At 66.8% G+C, this 17,545-nt stretch carries 15 protein-coding genes and 1 tRNA gene; 10 read left to right on the forward strand and 6 right to left on the reverse strand.

Annotated features, from left to right (window positions below; translation table 11 throughout):
* Nucleotides 1-127 precede the first annotated feature (127 nt).
* From CV023_RS05930 to CV023_RS05940, 3 genes are all read left to right on the forward strand, one after another.
* Nucleotides 128-988, forward strand: a complete 861-nt coding sequence (locus tag CV023_RS05930) for a DsbA family protein (protein ID WP_230744544.1) — start codon at nt 128-130, stop codon at nt 986-988.
* 163 nt (nt 989-1,151) lie between these two features.
* Nucleotides 1,152-1,224 (forward strand) — tRNA-Thr (locus CV023_RS05935).
* A gap of 290 nt (nt 1,225-1,514) precedes the next feature.
* On the forward strand, nt 1,515-2,228 hold the full coding sequence (locus CV023_RS05940) for a hypothetical protein (protein ID WP_230744545.1): 714 nt from the start codon (nt 1,515-1,517) through the stop codon (nt 2,226-2,228).
* A 125-nt stretch (nt 2,229-2,353) separates the two neighbouring features.
* Here CV023_RS05940 and CV023_RS05945 read toward each other — a convergent pair whose 3' ends face one another.
* The 3 genes from CV023_RS05945 to CV023_RS05955 all read right to left on the reverse strand — a co-directional run bounded on the left by CV023_RS05945 (nt 2,354) and on the right by CV023_RS05955 (nt 5,749).
* Nucleotides 2,354-3,967, reverse strand: coding sequence for an ABC1 kinase family protein (locus tag CV023_RS05945; RefSeq protein WP_230744546.1), 1,614 nt, complete (start codon nt 3,965-3,967; stop codon nt 2,354-2,356).
* 36 nt (nt 3,968-4,003) lie between these two features.
* A complete protein-coding gene (locus tag CV023_RS05950; RefSeq protein WP_230744547.1) occupies nt 4,004-4,369 on the reverse strand; it encodes a hypothetical protein in 366 nt (121 codons plus the stop codon).
* A 156-nt stretch (nt 4,370-4,525) separates the two neighbouring features.
* On the reverse strand, nt 4,526-5,749 hold the full coding sequence (locus CV023_RS05955) for an MFS transporter (protein ID WP_230744548.1): 1,224 nt from the start codon (nt 5,747-5,749) through the stop codon (nt 4,526-4,528).
* Nucleotides 5,750-5,849: 100 nt separating this feature from the next.
* Here CV023_RS05955 and CV023_RS05960 point away from each other — a divergent pair, with 100 nt between their 5' ends.
* The 4 genes from CV023_RS05960 to CV023_RS05975 all read left to right on the forward strand — a co-directional run bounded on the left by CV023_RS05960 (nt 5,850) and on the right by CV023_RS05975 (nt 9,894).
* Nucleotides 5,850-7,055 (forward strand): low temperature requirement protein A, encoded by a 1,206-nt coding sequence (locus tag CV023_RS05960; RefSeq protein ID WP_230744549.1) that lies wholly within the window; start codon nt 5,850-5,852, stop codon nt 7,053-7,055.
* A gap of 166 nt (nt 7,056-7,221) precedes the next feature.
* The gene (locus CV023_RS05965; protein WP_230744550.1) at nt 7,222-8,394 is read left to right on the forward strand and encodes a M4 family metallopeptidase; all 1,173 of its coding nucleotides are present in this window, start codon (nt 7,222-7,224) and stop codon (nt 8,392-8,394) included.
* Nucleotides 8,391-8,870: a hypothetical protein gene (locus CV023_RS05970; RefSeq protein ID WP_230744551.1), complete on the forward strand. Its 480-nt coding sequence runs from the start codon at nt 8,391-8,393 to the stop codon at nt 8,868-8,870. The genes CV023_RS05965 and CV023_RS05970 overlap by 4 nt, the downstream gene beginning before the upstream one ends.
* A gap of 10 nt (nt 8,871-8,880) precedes the next feature.
* Nucleotides 8,881-9,894, forward strand: coding sequence for a tryptophan 2,3-dioxygenase (locus CV023_RS05975; RefSeq protein ID WP_230744552.1), 1,014 nt, complete (start codon nt 8,881-8,883; stop codon nt 9,892-9,894).
* 84 nt (nt 9,895-9,978) lie between these two features.
* On the opposite strand, the gene CV023_RS05980 is transcribed toward CV023_RS05975, so the two are convergent.
* Nucleotides 9,979-10,821, reverse strand: a complete 843-nt coding sequence (locus CV023_RS05980; RefSeq protein ID WP_230744553.1) for an alpha/beta hydrolase — start codon at nt 10,819-10,821, stop codon at nt 9,979-9,981.
* A complete protein-coding gene (locus tag CV023_RS05985; protein WP_230744554.1) occupies nt 10,814-11,647 on the reverse strand; it encodes an SGNH/GDSL hydrolase family protein in 834 nt (277 codons plus the stop codon). Before CV023_RS05985 ends, CV023_RS05980 begins: the two co-directional genes overlap by 8 nt.
* Nucleotides 11,648-11,882: 235 nt before the next feature.
* Between CV023_RS05985 and CV023_RS05990 the strand changes: the two genes are divergently transcribed.
* Together CV023_RS05990 and CV023_RS05995 are read left to right on the forward strand one after the other, a co-directional pair.
* The gene (locus CV023_RS05990) at nt 11,883-13,163 is read left to right on the forward strand and encodes an amidohydrolase (protein ID WP_230744555.1); all 1,281 of its coding nucleotides are present in this window, start codon (nt 11,883-11,885) and stop codon (nt 13,161-13,163) included.
* The gene (locus CV023_RS05995) at nt 13,160-14,932 is read left to right on the forward strand and encodes a threonine/serine ThrE exporter family protein (protein WP_230744556.1); all 1,773 of its coding nucleotides are present in this window, start codon (nt 13,160-13,162) and stop codon (nt 14,930-14,932) included. Before CV023_RS05990 ends, CV023_RS05995 begins: the two co-directional genes overlap by 4 nt.
* A gap of 17 nt (nt 14,933-14,949) precedes the next feature.
* On the opposite strand, the gene CV023_RS06000 is transcribed toward CV023_RS05995, so the two are convergent.
* Nucleotides 14,950-15,648 carry a uracil-DNA glycosylase gene (locus tag CV023_RS06000; protein WP_230744557.1) on the reverse strand — a complete coding sequence of 233 codons (699 nt, stop codon included), beginning with the start codon at nt 15,646-15,648 and terminating at the stop codon, nt 14,950-14,952.
* A 242-nt stretch (nt 15,649-15,890) separates the two neighbouring features.
* On the opposite strand from CV023_RS06000, the gene CV023_RS06005 reads away from it, so the two are divergent.
* Nucleotides 15,891-17,357: an aldehyde dehydrogenase family protein gene (locus CV023_RS06005; protein WP_230744558.1), complete on the forward strand. Its 1,467-nt coding sequence runs from the start codon at nt 15,891-15,893 to the stop codon at nt 17,355-17,357.
* Nucleotides 17,358-17,545: the final 188 nt, after the last annotated feature.

Here is a 17,545-nt window from a genome sequence, read left to right on the forward strand (position 1 = left end):
CCTTGAACTTTACTGGGAACCGGACGGGTGCCGATTTCGGTACAGTGGGGGCGTCGGGCCGCACGCGTCGGCTCACCACCTCGGGTCCCAGGCCCGCCCGCTGACAGACGATCCAACGTGAGGAACAATGGCGAAGAACAGCTCCGGAGACGATAGGCGCCAGAAGGCGCGCGAGAACGCCCGCCAGATCGCAGCGAATCAGGAGAAGAAGGAGAAGACCGCCAAGACCATCCTGTACGCGGGAATTGCGGTCGTCATCGTCGTGGTCGCCGCTGTCGTCGGTGTTCTCATCTTCCAGCAGAGCAAGCCCGGGGTGACTCCTGCGAACTACGTCGCCGGCGGAATCTCACTGGCCAAGGACGGGGCTCCCGTGCAGCCCAAGGAGATGCCAGAGGGCGAGGAGTCCGATCTGCCCGCGCCCACCGAGGCCGGAGCGCAGGAGAATGCGGCCACCGTGACCGTCTACCTCGACTTCCAGTGCCCGGGATGCAAGGCCTTCGAGGAGGCGAACACCCCGACGCTGCAGAAGCTCGCCGACGAGGGTTCGGTCGTCCTCGAGTACAAGCCGGTCGCGATCCTCGACCGGATGTCCGGCGGCAACGAGTACTCGTCCCGTTCGGCGAATCTCGCCGCCTGCGTCATCGACACCCAGCCGGAGCTCGTCGAAGACTTCTTCGCCGCCATGTACGCCCAGCAGCCCGAAGAGGGCAGCGAGGGCCGCAGCGACGAAGAGCTGCTCAAGGTCGCCCAGGACGCCGGGGTCGACACCTCGAAGAAGCTCAACTCCGATCCCGAGCAGACCGTCGAATCCTGCGTGAAGAACCAGACCTTCTCGAAGTACGTCGAGGACACGACGCAGGACGCGCTCGACTCGGGCGTCGAGGCCACCCCGTGGGTCCTCATCAACGGTGAGCACACCGAGCAGACGAGCGATCCGCAGGCCCTGGCCACCGAGATCCTCAAGGCCACCGGAGAGTTCAAGGGCTGAGGCCCTCGCGGGTGACGCCGTGACCGGTCCGCGCTCGCCGAGGCGGGTGTGGGCCGGTCTTCTCGCGTCCTGATGGTTTTGTGGTCGCCGAGGTGGGTTTTGTGGCCGCTGAGGTGAATGGACTACTATCGTGTAGGCGCAGACGGCTTCGATCTGCCGCCGCGCCTCCTTAGCTCAGTTGGTAGAGCACCGCTCTTGTAAAGCGAAGGTCGTCAGTTCGAGTCTGACAGGGGGCTCCCTCACTCCACACCCCACCCACCGCAGTCGTCTGCGGACGTGGGGTGTGGTGCGTTCAGACCGGCAGGATCTGCTGAATGCACTTTTCAGTTCACAGAACACTGGTTGAAACCGGTGCTCGCTGACTCAAAGGGTGCAATGCACCGCGCCTGTTCCAGATCTGCAACCCCATGTGCTCTATCGATCACCAGATGCCGGTGCCGTCGTCGGTAATGTCTCTCCCTGTCAGGGCCGATGAGTCGACATTCACTCGACTCAGGAAGTGCCCACCATTGTGAAAGGGAAACCGATGAACCGCACCGGACGCCACACAGCCCGAGTTCTCACGCAGACGTCTGCCTTGGCCATTGCCGCCGTCCTGGCACTGTCAGCCTGCGGCGGCAGCGGCGAGGACGCACCTCGCGAAGACACACAGAGTGAGGCCGCGCCCAGCGAAGACCAGAATCAGGGCTTCTCGGCAGAGGAGAACACCGAAGAGACCGAAGCACCGGACAGCACCGACACCACCGGGGGCGGCGAGACCACCGACACTACCGACGCCGGCGCCAGAGCAGCCGAAGGCACCGAGGTGAAGGTCGGCACCGAGTTCACCGATGAGGAGACCGGAGACGTCATCACCATCGTCTCGGCGGTGCGCCACAACCCCACCGAGTACTACGAAGCCACCGACGATCCCGATGGTGAAATGGTCTACCTCGAGGTGAAGGTCGAGCCCGGCAAGACCTATGGCGGCACTGTCAGCGCCGCGGACTTCTACCTCGACAGCGCCGGATCGGAAGCCAACTACGCGTCGACGGCGAAGGATGAGGTCGAAGCAGCCGGCTATGAGTACTTCGACTTCGCCTCACGCCGCGATGGTCGGACCACGGGCTACATTCCGATCTACCTGGGCAAGACAGCGGACTCGATCAAGGGGTCCTACGTCCGTCCCGAGGCGAAGGTGATCGGGGAGGACAAGAAGGTTCCGGAATTCGAGGCGGAGTTCGAGATCCCCGCCGCCTGATCGCTCGGCATCCCGGCTGAGAGCATCGCGGCTGAGACAGACCCCGTGCTCTGTGCAAGCGTGCAGGACGCGGGGTCTCGCGGGTGGCCCGCTGCCCGTCGAAGCGGGGTTTCGGAGACGGTCCGCTACCCGTCGACGCCGCGTCTGAACACGAGCATGAGCGCCCGCATGCTCAGCACGAATCCGCCGAAGAGGAGGACGAAGCCGAAGAAGGCGTAGAGGTGGATCCCCTCCGTGAGCAGCGGTCCCTCCTCGCTCGTGATGAGCATGATGGCGCCGACCACGGCCGCCCCGGCGAGGACCGCGACGATGAGCTGCTGGAACAGGCTGGTGAGGAACCGTCGATCCGAAGGATTCGCCAACACCCGCATGTTCATCGAGAACCAACCCTGCTCGAGGTCCTCGGTGATCTTGTTGATCCGCCGAGGCATCCGGTCGATCATCGGCAGCAGCTGCAGAGCCCGGCGTTGGAGCTCATCGGTGATCTTCGTGTGCTTGAGCTTGCTGCGCATGAGGCGCTTGCCCTCCGTGCGCGAGACCGCGACCACGTCAAAGTTCGGATCGATGACGAGGAGTGCTCCCTCGACCGAGGCCATGGCGCGGAACGCCGAACTGATCGGAGCCGGCACGGAGAACCTGTGCGCCAGCACGAGGGTGAAGAGGTCGTCGAAGAGCTTCTGCCCATTGTGAGCGCCCGCGCTGCCCCCGTACCGGGTGAGCAGCTCGCCGACTGCACGTTCGACCCCACGATCGTCGAGGTCCTCGGGCCGCCCGAGCAGTTCGATGAGCGCATCGGTGGCACCGGCACTGTCATTCTGGTCGATCGAATACAGCATGAGGCCGAGTGCGGTCTGCGTCGCGGGATCGAGCCTGCCGACGGCACCGAAGTCGAGGAGGCCCAGGGAGCCGTCGGGCATGATGAAGATGTTGCCCGCATGCAGATCGGCGTGGAAGATGCCATCGCCGATGATCTGTTCGAGTGTCGCTCCGAGAAGTGTTGTGGCCAGATGCGAGCGTTCCTCGGCGGACAGTTCGCGGAGGATCGACCCCGCTGCGGACACGGGCCGGCCGGGCAGCTTGTCCATGATGAGGAGTCGCTCGCCCGAGAGCTCCGGATAGCCGTGTGGGACGGTGACCGCGAACTTCCCTGAGCGCTGCAGCGATGCCTCGATGCTACGCATATTGTCGAGTTCGATGCGGTAGTCGAGCTCCTCCTCGAGGGAGTCGGCGAATCCTTTGGCCAGGTTCTCGATGCCCAGATCCTTGCCCCACACGGTGGTCCGGTTCAGCCATCTCGCCAGGCGCAGGATGATGTCGAGGTCCTGACTGACCTGGTGGAGGGCCTTCGGTCGTTGGACCTTGACGATGACTTCCGTCCCGTCGAGCAGGGTGGCCTCGTGGACCTGGGCCACCGAGGCGGCCGCCAGCGGCGTGGACTCGATGCGTGAGAAGACCGTCGAGATCGGTGCACCGATTCGGTCTTCGATGGCCGGTTCGATGACCGACCAGGGCTCGGGGGTGACCTGCGTCTGCAGGGTCTCGAGTTCGCGAACATAGGCCGGTGGGAGGATGTCGCGCCGGGTCGAGAGCATCTGACCGAGCTTGACGAAGGTCACCCCCGCCTCGGCGAGGGATTCCTTGAGTGCACGGGCGGTCTTGGACTCCCGGCCGGGCGAACCTGTCCTGCCGAAGCCGCGCAGCTGGGACCCGAGGCCATGACGGACCGCGATCGACACCACCTGGGCGTAGCGTCGCCCGCGCCGCCGCCGGGCCTTTCACCCGAAGAGGAGCGACTGCGGGCCGGGCAGGCTGCCGGTCGGGAACGCGGCCTCGATCATGACCAGCACACCCACACCGAGGGCGAAGATTAACCCGGTGGCCAACAGCAGGAGCATGAGAGCGACCCCGGGAGCCACGTCGAGACCGCCGACGTTCTGCCCGGTGCCGGCGCGAAAGAGGTATTGGACGGTCACGGCCATGACACCGCTCATCACGAGCCCCACCGCGATCGTCCGCGGCCACCCTGTGGGCACTCCGAGCACACGTCGGACCACAGTCGCGGCCAGCCATGACTGGATCAGCAGGAAGATGAGAGCGGCAATCGTCAGCAACGTGTACCCGCCGAAATCAAGGGCGGCCATCAGCGTCTCACCTGCATGGAAGAACTCCCGGACGTCGACGAAAGGGTCACCACCAGCCTAAGCCGTATCGGTCGACTTGGGCGGAGACGGATCTGCGTGCTCGCGGATCTGCGTGCTCGCGAATCTGCGTGCTCGCGAGACCGTGGAGTCCGGCAATCAGTCGCGCTGCCTCCGCCGGCGGCCCGGCAGTCCGATCCGAGGTGACCAGGCGAGGATCCAGACCGCGCCGAGGATGGCCCCGATGCCCGTGAACAGCACCCCGAAGCGCAGGGAGGCGACGGTGATCACCAGCGAGATGAGCGCCGGCCCGCCCAGCTTGCCGCCGTTGTTGAAGATCGCCCAGATGCCCAGAAATCGGGCGCGGCCGATCGCCGGCGACAAGTCCGCGCCGATCGTCATGTTCACCCCGGCGCCGAGGCCGTTGCCCACGGCCATGATGCCCGCGGCTACGATCATCCCGATCAGGCTCGGCAGCGCCACCATGACGATGAACCCGGAGCCGAAGATCGTCAGACACGCAACCATGGTGGCGACCCGGCCGAGTCGGTCCTTGATGTAGGCGCCGAGGAACATGAAGACAAGTTCGAGAGCGGCGCCGAAGGCGATGAGCAGGGAGATCGAGGACTCGTGCAACCCGATCTGGACACCCCACAGCTGGATCACGACGGGTTGGGCGGCACGGGCCACGGCCAGGGCGATGATGGAGATGCCGGCGAGGATCACAGCGCTCCACCGCACCTCGAGGCGGGGACGCCGGCCGGTCGTCGCCGTGGGTGAGGAGCTCTGCCGCTGCGCCCCCGAGCCCGGCATCTCAGGCAGCCGCCCGATCGGCAGGGCCATGACGATGACCGCGGCGATGGCGGCGAGACCGGCGAAGGCGAAGACCGACCAGATCGGGAGGACGAGCATGAGCCCGGCGCCGACGATGGGGCCCACGAGGTTGCCGACGCGCTGACTGCCGCCGAGTGCGGTCATCGCCTTCCCGAGGTCGTGCGGGGGCATGATCTCCGCGACCACCGCCTGCCGAGCCAGGCTCCAGATGTCGTTGACCGGAGAGAACAGCATGAGGGCGACGGTGTAGACGACGAGCGAATAGGGAGAATCCCAGATCAGCGCCGCGATGATCGCGCCGAGGACGACGACAGCGGTGGCGGTCGCGGCGACCATGGCCCGGAAGTCGCCGAGGCGGTCGATGAGCATTCCCGCCGGCACCGTTGCGGCCAGCGACACGGCTCCCATGATCCCGACGATGGCGGCCGCGAACGAGGCGGTCGACCCCAGGGACAGTGCCCCGAGGACGAGGACCGGAAGGATCGCACCCAACCCGACGGCGAAGAGCAGAGACGGCGCGAGAACGGGCCAGAGGATCGGTTTGAGCACCGATCCAGTCTAGGCGAACGGTGCACCGTCGGGTGCCCGGGCCTACACTGGGTCGAGCCCGCACCGCAGCCGCCATTCCCACGTCACCGAGGTGAGCCCCATGCCAACGCCGACCGGCGCCACCCCCTCCCGGTTCCGTCTGACCCCGATGCGCCCGCGCGACCCCGGTGAGTCCGGCCGCGCGGCGAGCACCCTCGAGCTCTTCTTCGATCTCGTCTTCGTCATCGCCGTCTCCATCGCCTCGACGAACCTCCATGACACGGTCACGGCCGGCCACCTCGGCGAAGGTCTCGGCCATTACTTCATCGTGTTCTTCGGAATCTGGTGGGCGTGGATGAACTTCACGTGGTTCGCCACCTCCTTCGACACCGACGACTGGCTCTACCGGGTGCTCACGATCGTCCAGATGGGTGGGGTGCTCGTCCTCGCCGCCGGGATCGGACCGGTCTTCGAACACGGAGACGAACACATCCTCGTCTACGGCTACGTGCTCATGCGCATCGTCATGATCGCCCAATGGCTGCGCGCCTCCCGGCACGCGGGCAGCGCCAAACGGACGACGATCATCTACGCCTGCGGCATCGGCAGCGTCCAACTCCTGTGGCTGCTCTGGCTGCTCGTGCCCTCCGGGGCGCTGTCGATCGCCCTGATGGTCCTCCTCGTCCTCGCCGAGTTGGCCATCCCCGTCCTCGCGGAGCTGCGGGAGCAGACCCCCTGGCATCCGCACCACATCACCGAACGCTACGGCTGTTTCACGATCATCGTCCTCGGTGAGAGTCTGCTCGCCTCGGCCGATGCGATCTTCGAGGCATTCTCGGAGATCGAGGACATCGTTCCGCTGGTCTCCCTCGGAGTGCTCTGCCTCATCGTCACCGCCGCCATGTGGTGGATCTACTTCTGGCCGCCCCACCACCGGGCGATCGGCGGTGTGCGGGGAACCCTCAAATACGGCTACGGGCACTACTTCATCTTCGGTGCCGCGGGTGCCTTCTCCGCCGGGGTCGGAGTCGAGGTCGATTCGCAGCTGGGCCACAGTGCGCTCGATCCGGTGCTCGCGACGTTCACGGTCTCGGTGCCGATCGCGATCTTCGTCCTCGGGGTGTGGCTGCTCGCCATCCGTCCGAACGCCGACGGGCTCGTCAACACGGTCATCCCGCTCTGCGCGGTGCTCGTCCTCCTCGACCCGATCATTCCCATCCCGACCTTCCTCACGACCGTGTTCATGATCATCATCGTCATCACCCTCGTGCTCCGCGCACCCACCGGGAGCAGGGAAGACACCGTCACCGAGGTGGCCGAGGGGTAGCAGACGAAGACGATCGTCAGTGCGAGTGCGGTGCCCCTGCGAAGAGTCTGAGATCCCGGTCCTTCGCCTCGTCGAGGCGGGCTGTGGGAACGCTGCGCAGGACCAGGTAGTGACCGCAGTCGCCGACGGCCTATCGGAATCCGTGCGAAGGTGCGACCCTTGGACCATGAGTGCTCATTTCGTGGTCCCGCCCTATCTGCTCGATGCGATCGCCGATCGTGGGGCCGAGAAGTTCCCACGTGCCGCCGTGGCCGCGCGCAGCTGCCGGATGTCCGATGCGCAGTGCCGGAACCTGCGGGCCGAAGGGCTGCGCTACACCCCGCCGGAGAACCTGCGCGAGACCGCCGACCGCTCCGCCGACCGCTCCGCCGACCGCTCCGCCGACCGCTCCGCCGACCGCTCAGCCGTCGCGTCCGAGGCATCCGAGCCATCTGAGGCGGCCCCCAACCGGCTCATCCACGATGCGCAGAACCGCGAAGTCCTGCCCGGCGTCCTCGTCCGCAGCGAGGGGGAGGAGCCCGTCGCCGACAGTTCCGTCAACGAGGCCTACGACGGCCTCGGCGCCTCCCACTCCCTCTTCTCCGAGGCCTTCGAACGCGATTCCCTCGACGGCAACGGCATGCCGCTCATCGCCAGCGTCCACTACGGCGTCGACTACGACAACGCCTTCTTCGACGGTCGCCTCATGGTCTTCGGCGACGGCGACGCCGAGGTCTTCACCGGCTTCACCGGGTCCGTCTCGATCATCGGCCACGAGCTCTCCCACGGGGTGATCAGCCACACCGCCGACCTTGAGTACTTCGGTCAGCCCGGGGCGCTCAACGAACACTGCGCCGACGTCTTCGGGGCGCTGACCGAGCAGTACGCGGCGGGGCAGAGCGCCGAGGACGCCAGCTGGCTCATCGGCTCCGGAATCTTCACCGCCGAGGTGACCGGTGAGGCCCTGCGCTCGATGCTCGCTCCCGGCACTGCCTACGACGACGATGTCCTCGGCAAGGATCCGCAGCCGGCACACATGGACGACTACGTCACCACCGACTCCGACAACGGCGGAGTCCACCTCAACTCGGGCATCCCCAACCGCGCCTTCGCGCTCGCGGCCACCAACCTCGGCGGTCCGGCCTGGGAGACGGTCGGCCAGGTCTGGTACGCCGTGCTCACGGGGAGGACGATCACGAAGCAGACCGACTTCGCCGGCTTCGCTGCACTGACCGTCGCCGAGGCGGCCGCGCAATTCGGGTACGGATCCGACGTCCACGATGCGCTCGTCCAGAGCTGGGACGCGGTGGGCGTGACCACTGGGACCGCGGGGCGAGGCAATGTGGGGAGCAGCTGGTGAGCGGCCCTGCCGAGGAGCAGTCGGGAGCAGAGCGCGCCGAGCTGGCCGGCCGTGACTCCGCCGAGCGCAAGTCGGCAGAGCGCGACTCCACAGAGCGCGACTCCGCAGAGGAGGGCGGGTTCGGGCACCTCCTCATCGAACGCAGCGGGGGGATCGGCGGCTTTCTCCTCGTGTGGGACATCGACGTCGATGCGAGCCGGCATCGGGAGGAGATCGGGCCGAGGATCGCAGCGCTGCCGTGGGAGTCGGAGTCCGGTTCGAACGAGTCCGAGGCCGGTCCCAACGAAGCCGAGGCCGGCGGGAGCGCCGAGGCCGGCGGGGGATCCCACGCCGGCGGGGGAGCCGATCGCTTCGTCTACCTCATCGAAAGCCGCTTCGGCTACGTCCGCTTCGGTGAGAGCCGGATGCCGGAGGATTTCAGACGGCTCGTCGACTCCGTGAGAGAGATCGCCGATCCGGAGCGCCGGAGGCCCTAAGCTGGTCGGCATGACTGACGACAGGTCCGAACAGACGGACGACCGGCCAGAGGCGAAGGACGATGGGTCCACTGCCGAGAAGAACGAACGGAAGCTCGAAGACGAGATCCACACCGACTTGAAGGAGCAGATGACCTACGGGTCGTACCTCGACCTCGACCGGCTGCTCAGCGCCCAGCATCCGGTCAGCGACCCGGTCCACCATGACGAGCTGCTGTTCATCGTCCAGCACCAGACCACGGAGCTGTGGTTCAAACTCGTCATCCACGAACTCCTCGACGTCCGCAGGCTCATCGCCGCCGACCGCCTGCAGCCTGCGCTCAAACGCATCGCCCGAGTCAAGCACATCCAGAAGACTCTGACCGAGCAGTGGTCGGTGCTCGCCACGCTGACCCCGAGCGAATACGTCGGCTTCCGCGACGAGCTCGGCAAGTCCTCGGGCTTCCAGTCCTGGCAGTACCGGGCCGTGGAATTCCTGCTCGGCAACAAGAACAGAGGCATGCTCGCCGTCTTCGACTCCGAGCCCGAGGCCCGGGAGCAGCTCGAGACGTACCTGGGTGAACCGAGCATCTACGACGAGTTCCTCCGCTTCCTCGCCCGGCGCGGACTCCCGGTGCCGCAGCGACTGCTCGAGAGGGACGTGACCGTTGCCCACATCTTCGACGAAGAGCTGCTCGAGACCTTCCGGATCATCTACGAGAACCCGCAGGAGTACTGGCTCGAGTATGAAAGCTGCGAAGAGCTCGTCGACCTCGAGGAGAACTTCCAGTTCTGGCGCTACCGCCACATGCGCACGGTGCTGCGGATCATCGGCATGAAGCGCGGCACGGGCGGCTCGAGCGGAGTCGGCTTCCTCCAGAAGGCCCTCGACCTCACCTTCTTCCCCGAGCTTTTCGACATCCGCACCGGCATCGAGCACGGTCCGGGCACGCAGTCCACGCCCGGTGCGGCGAATGGGAGAGGCGCGCAGAGCAGCCCGGACGCGGGGTCCGGGCAGGACATCGGCGCGGGCCCTTTCGCGTAGCCGCACTGCCATGATGAGCTACGGCTCGACAGGCTCGACAGGCTCGGCAGGCGCGACGGGCGCGATAGCCTCGACAAGCTCGACTCAGTCGATGTCGATGCGTTCTGTCGCGGCCGCGGCCCGACTGAACATCCGCCTCCGGACGTCCGGGAAATAGGGGGATGCGGGGTCAATGAGATCGAAGTGATCGGCGCCTTCGAGCACCGTCAGCGGTGCCGGGAACGTCCGGGAGAAGCCGACATCGACGGTCTCGTCGGCATCGCCGTGGATGATGTGGACGTCGACCCGATCAGGGATGCATGCGACCCGGCTGCGCGGGTCCTCCCGCAGGTAGGGCGCCAGGTCTTCCCCGGGGCGCGTACCGGGACGCACTCCCATATAGTCGAGCACCGCCCCGTCGCCGAGGCCCAGCTCGACCTCCCGAAGCAGATCGGTGACCGGGGCGAGGGGGAACAGGCTGACCGCTGGGCCGTCCTCGCCGAGGTGGCTCGCCCAGGACAGCACGAGGCATCCGCCTGCCGAGTGGCCGGCGATGACGAGATCCTCCCGGGCCTCGCGCGGCACACCCCAGGTTTCGAGGGAACCGGTCGTGAAGTCGATGGCGGCGGTGACATCGTCGAGACTCCGCGGCTGCCCGCCGATTCGGCGGTATTCGACGAGGACGACAAGCACCCCCGCCTCGGCGAGGGCCTGGGCCGTGGGGCGGGCATGGGTGAGATCGGTGCGGGGACGGAAGTAGCCGCCGTGGACGAAGATCAGCACCGACGAGGCGCTCGCCGGATCGCCGTAGACCTCGAGGAACTGATCGGGATCGTCCCCGTAGTCGACTCGGCGCACAGGCTCAGCGACGGCGAGGCCTTCGCCCTCGGCGATGAGTTCGTCGATGCGGGAGACCGCCGGCGTGCCCGGCCGGGCCGACTCAGTCATGCGCGACACCGCCGTCGTCGACAGGGTCACCGGCCTCCGGCGGACGCAGGCGGGTGAGGGTGGGCAGCTTCGCGCCGAGCCGATCGCCCGAGGACTGACCGCGCAGGCGCCTGCCGACCCAGGGGGCGAAGAAGTCCTTGGCCCACCGCGACTCCTCGCTCATGACGTCCCGGATCGCTCGGGTCGGCCGCGCAGGCATCGCGAAGCCCTTGACCGGCAGGGAATGACCGCTCTCCAACGTCGCCAGGGCCTGCCGGGCGACGAGGTCGTGGCCGGCCGGCGAGAGGTGGATCCGATCATCGGCCCACATCTCATCGGCATAGAGCGAGCGCAGCCCCCAGACGTCGATCATGTGGCAGCCATGGCGCTGCGCGATGGTCCACAGATGTGCGTTGTAGATGCCCACCCGCGGTCGCACAGCGCGGATCAGGGGCGAGGCGATCTCGGTGTCGAAGCCGTTGCACATGAGCACTTCGATGCCGGACTCACGCAGAGCGATAACGGCGCGTTCGAACTGATTGGCCAGATCGTCGATATCGGCCTTCGGTCGCAGGCAGTCGTTGCCGCCGGCACAGAAGCTGACGAGGTCGGGCTTGATGTCCAGCGCCTTGGGCACCTGCTCGTCGACGATCCGATCGAGCAGCCGTCCGCGGATCGCGAGATTGGCATAGCTGAGATCAGGGCTGCCGGCCGGGGATTCGGTGAGCATCCAGGCCAGTCGGTCGGCCCAGCCTCGGAAGCGGTTCTCCTCGTCCGGGTCGTGATCCATCAGGCCCTCGCTGAAGGAATCGCCGATCGCGACGTACGAATTGATGGTCTGGAGCATCAGGGATCCTTCTCTTCTCGACTCGACTTCAAGACTATACTCATCCCTCGACGCAGAGCACGGAGATCTCCTGACTCAGCGAACGGAGATCCCTGACACAGAGCACGATTCGGGCCGGTTATCCCACCGATTCCCTGCGGGTCGGACGCGGGTGATCGGCGGGTCGAAACCACCGGTGGCGTAGACTCGAAAACACAGTCAGAATGTCGGTGTCGACCACCCTATAAGGAGCACAATGTATCGCTCGGTTCCGGTTCCCACCAGCACGGATTTCGCGATCACGAACGCGCGGATCCTGCCGATCGCCGACAGTGACGGCAACCGCGCCGAGGCGATCGAATCGGGCACGATCATCGTCTCAGCGGGCACGATCACCTCGGTGGTCGGGGGGAACTCCGCGGCGGCAGATCTGCCGAGCGGAACCGAGGTCATCGATGCCGGAGGGCGCTGGGTGCTGCCCGGCTTCATCGAAGCCCACGGCCACCTCGGCGTGCATGAGGACGGCGAAGGCTGGTCCGGCGATGACACGAACGAGATGACCGATCCCAACGGTGCCGGCGTACGCGCCCTCGACGGCATCGACCCCACCGACCTGGGATTCAAGGATGCCCTGCGCGGAGGCGTCACCTCGGCGCTGATCAAGCCCGGCTCCGGCAACCCGATCGGCGGACGCACGGCCTTCCTCAAGACCTGGGGTCGGATCGTCGACGAGATGCTCGTGACCCAGGATCTGTCCGTGAAATCGGCGCTCGGGGAGAATCCGAAGCGCGTCTACGGGGAGAAGAAGGTCACCCCGTCGACGAGGATGGGCACCGCGAAGATCATCCGCGAAGCCTTCGTCGACGCCGCGAACTACCGGGCGAAGCGCGATCATGCCGAGACTGAGGGGACGCCCTTCGAGCGCGATCTGGTCAAGGAGACCCTCGCCGAGGTGCTCGACGGGACCCTCGCCTTGGACCAGCACTGCCACCGCGCCGACGACATCGCCACCGCCATCCGCCTGTCCGAGGAGTTCGGGTACCGGCTGATCATCAACCACGGCACCGAAGGCCACAAGATCGCCGACTACATCGCGGCCAAAGGCATCGATGTCATCCTCGGACCGCTGATGACCAGCCGCTCGAAGGTCGAACTGCGCGATCGCACGCTGGCCACCGCCGCCGCCCTGGCCAAGGCCGGTGTGCGCATCGCCCTGACCACCGACCACCCGGTGATCCCGATCAACTTCCTCATCCACGAAGCCTCCCTGGCCGTGAAGGAGGGGCTCGACCCGGTCATCGCCCTCGAGGCCCTGACGATCAATCCGGCCGCGATGTTCGGTCTCGACGACCGGCTCGGCTCTCTGGCCCCGGGCCGCGACGCCGATATCGTCATCTGGTCGGGAGACCCCCTCGACCTCGATGCGCGGGCAGAGACGGTCTTCGTCTCCGGCCGCAAGGTCTACGAATTCGACGCCGAGTCCGGAACCGCCGCCGTCGCCGACCCGCACGGCCCGACTCTCATCAGCGAGCCGTGAGCGAGGACACCCCCGAAGACGCCACCACCGCCCAGGTCCCGGTGGAGGATCCCGCATCACCAGGACCTGTGCGGGGAGCGACCCCTGCCGCGGCCAACCCCGAGGTGGGGTCGCAGGCACTGCGGGAGCTGCTCGAACGCACCCGCCTGCAGCGTCTCCAGGAGCTGCGCGACTCACCGGTCGGCGAGGTGCCCGAGGATTCCGCGGACCAAGCTGCAGCCGTTAACGCCAAGGCCGCGGCGAAGGCTGCGAAGACCGCCTCGGGCAAGGCCAAAGGCAACAGAACCGACCATCGGGGCGCCTCGCAGCGCATCGCTCAGCGAGTCGCGCGCCGCACCGTCGGCAAGCTCGTGTCCGGAACCTCGACGAACACGCAGCCGGTGCCGATCGTCACCGCCCTCAAGGGCACCCCCTACCAGGCTCCCGTGCAGGCGACCGAACCGAGCGAGGACGAGGCCCGAATGGTCCTTGACCTCGCCGCGGACATCGCCGCGATCACGATGCGCGCCGGTGCCGCCACCAGCGATGTCGAGGTCTCCGTGATCGCCGCCTGCACGGCCTGCGGTCTGGCCACCGTCGAGGTGGATCTCACCTCGAACACCCTCGTCGTCCACTATTCGACCTCCGATGGTCGACTGATGACCGTGATGCGGGTCAACCGCGGAGAGTCCACGCACTACGCGAAGCTTGCCTCCGTGCACAAACTCGTTACCGACCTCGTCGACGGCAAGCTCGGCTTCCACGAGGCCCGCAGCCGACTCGATGCGATCCGCTCTCAGCGCAGACCGTTCCAGGAATGGTTCGTCACCGGCGCCTGGGGACTGATGGTCGGCAGCCTCGTCGTCCTCCTCGGCGGGGGAGCGGTGGCAGCACCCTTGGGCGTCGTCATGGCCATCCTCATCTTCCAGGTCGGCAAATACCTCGGCCGGACCCACCTGCCCTCGTTCTTCATCACCAGCCTGCAGGCGAGTGCCGCGACGCTCGTGGCGATGGCGGCGGGCAACTTCGGCATCGTCGATTCCCCGCAATATATGGTGGCCGCCGGAATCGTGCTCCTGCTGCCCACCCAGTCGCTCTATTCGGCGGTCCAGGATGCGCTGACGAACTTCCCCCTGACCGCCGCCGGTCGGATGGTCGGGGTGTTCATGACCCTGGCGGGCATCGTCGCAGGCATCGCCCTCGGCGTCGTCTGCGGCCAGGCGATGGGGATGAGTCAGATCGAGGTGCTCGTGCCCAAGAACAGTCCGCACGTGGTCACGGCGATCCTGTCATTGGTCGCCTCGGCCGTGGTCGCGATGGCCGGTGCCGTGGGCATGCAGGCCAGGCGGCGCTTCATCCTGCCGGCTGCGGTCGTCGGATTGGCCTCTTACATCACGATGATGTCGCTGACCCTGCTCAACATCGACAATGTGTTGGCCAGCCTGCTCTCGGCCACGGTGGCCGGGTTCCTGTCGCGGCCCTTGGCACTGCGCCTCGGCGCCCCGGCGATCGTGCTGACGATTCCCGCGATCTACACGCTGCTGCAGGGCCTCTCGATCTTCGAAGCGGTCTACCAGATCGCCTCGGAAACGGAGAACGTGACCTTCGCCGTGGGCCTGTCCTCGCTGTTCACGGCGATCCTGTCCAATGCCGCACTGGCCGTCGGCGCCGTGTTCGGCGGCTACCTGGCCCGGCCGCTCAAGAGCCTCAAGGCCGATGCGGTGGAGAAGTCCGCGGAATCCGCCCGGTCCCAGGAGTCGACGATCGCCATCGACTCCGGCCAGGCCTGAGAGCGCGGGAACCGGGCCTACTGCTCCGGCAGGCTCCAGTCGATCGGGGCGATGCCCTTCTGCCCGAGGAGGTCGTTCGTCCGGGAGAACGGGCGTGAGCCGAGGAACCCGCGGCTGGCCGAGAGCGGTGAGGGGTGGGCGGATTCGACGATGGCCACCTCGGCGGTTCCCGATGTCAGCAGGGGAGCGAGGTTCCGCGCATCCCGACCCCACAGGATCGCGACGAGCGGCTGGTCGCGTTCGATCAGGGCCGAGATGGCTCTCTCCGTGATGGTCTCCCACCCTTTTCCACGATGCGAGGCGGGCTGACCGGGCTGCACGGTCAGCGAGCGATTGAGCAGCATCACTCCCTGCCTCGACCAGGCTCGGAGGTCGCCATGGTCTGCCGGAGCGATCCCGAGATCGGCCTCGAGCTCCTTGTAGATGTTGCCCAGGGAGCGCGGCAGCGGCCGGACCTCCGGGTCAACGGCGAAGGACAGGCCGATGGGATGGCCGGGTGTCGGGTAGGGATCCTGGCCGACGATGAGGACCTTCACCTCGGCGAGGGGTTCGGCGAAGGCGCGGAAGACCTTGTCCCCGCTCGGCAGATAGTCGCGGCCGGCGGCGATCTCGGCACGGAGGAAGTCGCCCATCGCATGGATCTGCTCCTCGACATCGGACAGGGCCTCGGCCCAGTCGGGGGACATGATCTCGGTCAGCGCAGGAGTCGACGTCATGCCCGCGATTCTAACGGTGACGGCGGTGGGGCCGTTCGACCGCCTCGGCGGCTGGACCACCTCGGCAGCTTGACCGTCTTGGTCGGTGCGTCCGTTCTGGGCGTCCGTGCGGGAGCAGCTGTGCGGGCGACGCAGACTTGCTGTGCGTGATCGCGCAGCGGTCGGGTCTGTGGTCGAGGCGGGGTGGGGGATATGCTCGGGCTTACGAGTTCATCGGAGAACCGAGAGGTGGAAGGACAACTATGCCGGAATTTCCCGAGGCAAGAGACTGGAAGATGCTCATCGGCGGCGACTGGGTCGACGCCGCCGACAGTGACAGAAAAGACGTCATCACCCCGATCGACCGCAACGTCGTCATCGCCACCGTGCCCAACGGCAAGGAAGAGGACGCCGACCGTGCGGTCAAGGCCGCCCGCAAGGCCTTCCCGGAGTGGGCGGCGCTCCCGTTCAAGGAACGCCAGAAGAAGCTCATCGCCTGCGCCGACGCGCTCGAAGCCGGCTCCGAGGAGCTCGCCCAGCTGACCGCGATCGACACCGGAAACGCGATCCGCACCCAGGCCCGCCCGGAGACCATCACCCTGGCCGACCTGTTCCGCTACATGGGCGGGGTCGCCGGAGAGGTCAAGGGCAACACCCTCCCGGCCGGCGACGGACAGCTGCAGTACACCAAGCGCGTGCCGCTCGGCGTCGTGGCCGGCATCCTGCCGTGGAACTCCCCGCTGATGATCGCGGCCTTCAAGACTCCTGCCGCGCTCGCCGCCGGCAACACCATCGTCCTCAAATGCGCCGAAGACGCACCGCTGACGATCCTCAAGATGGCCGAGCTCATCGCCGACATTCTCCCGGCCGGCGTCCTCAACGTCGTCACCGGCAAGGGATCGATCATCGGCGAGGCCCTCAACGTCCACCCCGATGTCGACAAGGTCTCCTTCACCGGATCCACCAGCGTCGGCCGTCACGTCGCCGAGGCGGCCGGAGGCCGGCTCGCCCATTCCTCGATGGAGCTGGGCGGAAAGTCCCCGAACATCATCTTCCCGGACTCGAACGACGACGACACGCTCCAGCAGGTGCTACTGTCGACCCGCTTCGCCCGACAGGGACAGTCCTGCACCATGGGTTCGCGGCTGTTCCTCCACGAGGACATCTACGACGACTTCCTCGCCAAGCTCGTCGACGCCGTGTCGAAGATGAAGGTCGGCGACCCGCGCGACGAGGACTCCGACATCGGCTGCATCATCAACGAGAAGCAGTACGACCAAGTCGCTGACTACATCGAACTCGGCAAGTCCATGGACGGCGTCGAGGTCGCCTACGACGGCTCCGATTCGCTCGAGGTCGGCGAGCCCGGCTTCTACCACGCACCCGTGATCTTCTCGAAGGCGAAGAACGACTGGCAGACCAGCCGCGAAGAGATCTTCGGCCCCGTCCTCTCGGTCATCCCGTGGAGGGACATCGACGAGGTCATCGACATGGCCAACGATTCCGACTTCGGGCTCGCGGCCTTCGTGTTCACGAAGAACGTCGACGCGGCGCTGACCATGGCCAACCGGATCGAATCCGGCTGGGTCCAGGTCAACCAGGGCGGCGGACAGCTGGCCGGCCAATCCTACGGCGGCATGAAGACCTCGGGCTTCGGTCGCGAGGCATCGCTGGAGGGTATGCTCGAAGGCTTCACCCAGATCAAACAGGTCAACATCCGCATCCGCTGAGCGGGCACCTCGGTCGGGCGGCTTCGCCCCTGCTCCCTCTCCACCACAGCGGACGGGAACGGACGAGGCCGAATCCGCCCCACCTCGGCGAGGCGGCTCTGCGGCTCTGCAGTCCACTCCGCCGGTGACGGTCTCGATTCCGATCGACGCTGTCACCGGCGGAGTGAGCCGTTTCAGAGGTGTGCGCA

The sequence above is a fragment of the Brevibacterium sp. CCUG 69071 genome, from assembly GCF_021023135.1.
Lineage (GTDB): Bacteria > Actinomycetota > Actinomycetes > Actinomycetales > Brevibacteriaceae > Brevibacterium.

Bases quoted from the DNA above. Each gene is read 5' to 3' on its own strand.
- CV023_RS05930 (WP_230744544.1), top strand. From the start codon at position 128: ATGGCGAAGAACAGCTCCGGAGACGATAGGCGCCAGAAGGCGCGCGAG.
- CV023_RS06005 (WP_230744558.1), top strand. From the start codon at position 15,891: ATGCCGGAATTTCCCGAGGCAAGAGACTGGAAGATGCTCATCGGCGGC.
- CV023_RS05980 (WP_230744553.1), bottom strand. From the start codon at position 10,821: ATGACTGAGTCGGCCCGGCCGGGCACGCCGGCGGTCTCCCGCATCGAC.
- CV023_RS05990 (WP_230744555.1), top strand. From the start codon at position 11,883: ATGTATCGCTCGGTTCCGGTTCCCACCAGCACGGATTTCGCGATCACG.
- CV023_RS05985 (WP_230744554.1), bottom strand. From the start codon at position 11,647: ATGCTCCAGACCATCAATTCGTACGTCGCGATCGGCGATTCCTTCAGC.
- CV023_RS05960 (WP_230744549.1), top strand. From the start codon at position 5,850: ATGCCAACGCCGACCGGCGCCACCCCCTCCCGGTTCCGTCTGACCCCG.
- CV023_RS05965 (WP_230744550.1), top strand. From the start codon at position 7,222: ATGAGTGCTCATTTCGTGGTCCCGCCCTATCTGCTCGATGCGATCGCC.
- CV023_RS05975 (WP_230744552.1), top strand. From the start codon at position 8,881: ATGACTGACGACAGGTCCGAACAGACGGACGACCGGCCAGAGGCGAAG.
- CV023_RS05940 (WP_230744545.1), top strand. From the start codon at position 1,515: ATGAACCGCACCGGACGCCACACAGCCCGAGTTCTCACGCAGACGTCT.
- CV023_RS06000 (WP_230744557.1), bottom strand. From the start codon at position 15,648: ATGACGTCGACTCCTGCGCTGACCGAGATCATGTCCCCCGACTGGGCC.
- CV023_RS05950 (WP_230744547.1), bottom strand. From the start codon at position 4,369: ATGGCCGCCCTTGATTTCGGCGGGTACACGTTGCTGACGATTGCCGCT.